We start from the raw sequence: 2,950 nt of genomic DNA, 5'->3' as shown, positions 1-2,950 counted from the left end.
TATATTTCCTATACAATCACTAAAAATATAACCATAAGATTTAGCATTTTTAGAAACATTTTTTAAGTTGTTTTTTAAAATCTTATTTATTTTCCATTTTTCTAAATATTTATATAATTTAGATTTTTTTTTAAATCTACAATCTAAAATTACTTTATTTTTAAATTTATTACTTATATTTTGTGGAATATTAGAAGAAAATATAAATAAAGTTTGTTCTCTATTTTCTATCTCTATTAATAGAAATAGAAAAAGACTATATATTGTTTGTGTATAGCATATATGCGTAAACTGTTTATTCATATAATAAAATCTCCTTATTTATAATTTTATTTTTTTTATTAGATTACTCCATTTAAAATAATTTTTACTATTACTTCTAATTGTAATATCTACTTTGTTATTTATAATATTTTCTATTTTTTCTTTCATCTGATTTTCATTAGATAATATATTTCCATTTTTATTATTTTCAATAACATCTTGAGCACCACCAACATCAGTTGATAAAATATAATTATCAAAAGATAAAGCCTCTAAGAAAACTAAAGCAAAACCTTCCCACCTAGATGATAATAAAAAAACTTTAGCTCTATTATAATAACTATATAATATTTTTTTATCCGTAATCACTCCTGTGAAAATAACATTTTCTTTTTTTTCAGGATTTTTATTATAAAAGTTATCAATTTTTTCTTGAAAAGAGGATTCTATTGAACCTATAAAATAAAATTTCCAATTTTTTAAATCTATTTTTTCTAAAATATTTAATAATAATTCTGTATTTTTTTGCTGAGTTCCTAATCTTCCAACAGTTAAAAATATATTCTCTTTTTCTTGAAAAGGTTTTACTTGGAAATTATTTTCAATAAATAAATCATCATATCCATTTGGAATATGATAAATATCTCCTTTTACTGTAACTCCAGCATATTTATTTTTCATAGCTTCATAGGCTTCTTTAGTTTCATAACTAAGAACATCAATCATTTTAACTAATTTTTTTCTTTTTTTATACTCTTTAATTTCTCTTTTTTTTCTAAAAAATTCTCTTAAATTAGTTATTTTCATTTTAGTTTTTCTTATTTCATTATTATAAATATCTAAATTAAAATCAGCTTTAACATAAATTTTACCAGTAGGATTTATTTTTTTATAAAAAAAAGCATTCCAATAACTACACTTAGTTATATGAAATAACATTAAAACATCTATTTTTTTTCCATTTTTTAATATATAGTAATAAAGAGGTATTCTCTTAAAAAACATAACCCAAGGGAAAAAGTTTTTTATATTTTTAAACCATCTTGAAATTTTTATTATTTTTATACCCCTAAAATTATCTGGGAGATCCTCTTTAAGATTACATGTTACTATTTCACTCTTATAACCTAAAATTTTATGAGTATAAACAGGAACCATACCATTATCTTTTCCTAACCATGTATATTCTAACTCTTCACAAATATGTACAAATCTTTTTTTCATATCTCTCCTTCTATTAATTAAATATATTCATATTATAAAATAAATTCAATTAACAAATAATAAATATACACAAAGTTTAAAAAAATTTACACAAAATAAAAAAAGGATCTTAAATTCTATAAACTAGAATTAAGATCCTTTCTATAAGTTTTAATATAAAACTAAATTAAAACTAAAATCTTAGCAAGAATCAATGCAATAATAGTTCCAATAGATGTTCCTAAAATACCCATCATTAAACCAGCTGGAATTAAAGCATCATCATAAGTTCCTGCAAGAATTGGAGCTGAAACTGTTCCTCCAATATTAGCTTGAGAAGCTATTCCACAAATATATAAATCTAATTTAAATATTTTAGCAAGAATTAATAAAACAACTAAGTGAAAAAGTAAAATTAAGAATCCACCGACAACATATATAGCAGCATCTTCAAAACTAATAGTTGAAAAATCTGTAGCAGTAGCAATTAATCCTACTACAACATATAGTAAAACATTTCCAACATGATCTGTTCCTTTAATTCTTTTTAAAGGAGTCATACTTCCTAAAAGTCCAAATGCAGTAGCAACTATAACTACCCATCCAGAACCACTAAAGAAAGTTCTAATAGGAGATAAGAAATTAACCTCTGTTAAATTTCCTGGATTTATAATTTGTTTACCTATTACTAAAACTATTCCAGCTACTCCAAGTCCAAGCCCTAAAGTTAACATAAAATCCATAAATTCATAATCTCTTTTATCCTCGTTTTTAGCTGCATTTAAATGCATATGAGATATAATGTCATCAATCTCTTTACTATTAGCTCCTGAAAACTTATTAAATTTTTCTCTCATAGGAGCAAGAGTAATAAGCATTACAAGCCAAAATGAAGCACAAATATTATCCATTAAAAAAGCATATGTTAAAGCCTGAGAACCATCAATAACTCCAAGTCCTGCTTGAGTTGCTGCCATATTTGTAGATCCACCAATCCAAGATGATGAAAGAATTGCAAATGTTTGCCATGCTTCTGGATCTAATTTACTTTTAAAAAACATATATACAATAATAAAACCAACGATTATACTAAGAGTTACTGCAAAGAAGGTTCCGATTAACTTAGGACCAAGTTTGAAAATATCTCTAATATCATTTTTTAATAAAAGCAAAAATAACATCATCGGTAATAAGTAATATTTTAAAGAACCTATAAAACCTGAAATTTCAGGTGTTAATTGCCAAATATGTAATGATGCCCCCATCATTCCACCGAAATAAATAAATGTTAATCCTGGAATGACTTTAAAAATAGATAATTTTAGTGTCTTTTGACAATAAAGTACTGCTGTTATAAATAAAATTAATAAAGAAAAATAACTGTAAATATTTGTAATCATAAAATGCCTCCTGCAAATGTTATAAAGTTGTATTGATTAAATTTATAAAATATTTAAAAAAAAATGAAATTTTCAGGAAAGAC

Annotated in this window: 3 protein-coding genes; all 3 read right to left on the bottom strand. The window is 23.5% G+C overall.

What is annotated here, in order from left to right; all coding sequences use genetic code 11:
* Nucleotides 1–303: hypothetical protein (locus Q0V09_RS09975; protein ID WP_297489125.1), on the bottom strand; the 303-nt coding region annotated here is incomplete at its 3' end.
* Nucleotides 304–321: 18 nt separating this feature from the next.
* The gene (locus Q0V09_RS09970) at nt 322–1,488 is read right to left on the bottom strand and encodes a glycosyltransferase (protein WP_297489122.1); all 1,167 of its coding nucleotides are present in this window, start codon (nt 1,486–1,488) and stop codon (nt 322–324) included.
* 161 nt (nt 1,489–1,649) lie between these two features.
* Complete coding sequence (locus Q0V09_RS09965; protein ID WP_297407011.1) at nt 1,650–2,867, bottom strand: DUF819 family protein; 1,218 nt, start codon at nt 2,865–2,867, stop codon at nt 1,650–1,652.
* Nucleotides 2,868–2,950: the final 83 nt, after the last annotated feature.

The sequence above is a fragment of the uncultured Cetobacterium sp. genome (assembly GCF_947039425.1).
GTDB lineage: Bacteria > Fusobacteriota > Fusobacteriia > Fusobacteriales > Fusobacteriaceae > Cetobacterium_A.
This window is presented reverse-complemented; position numbering and strand designations above follow the sequence as displayed.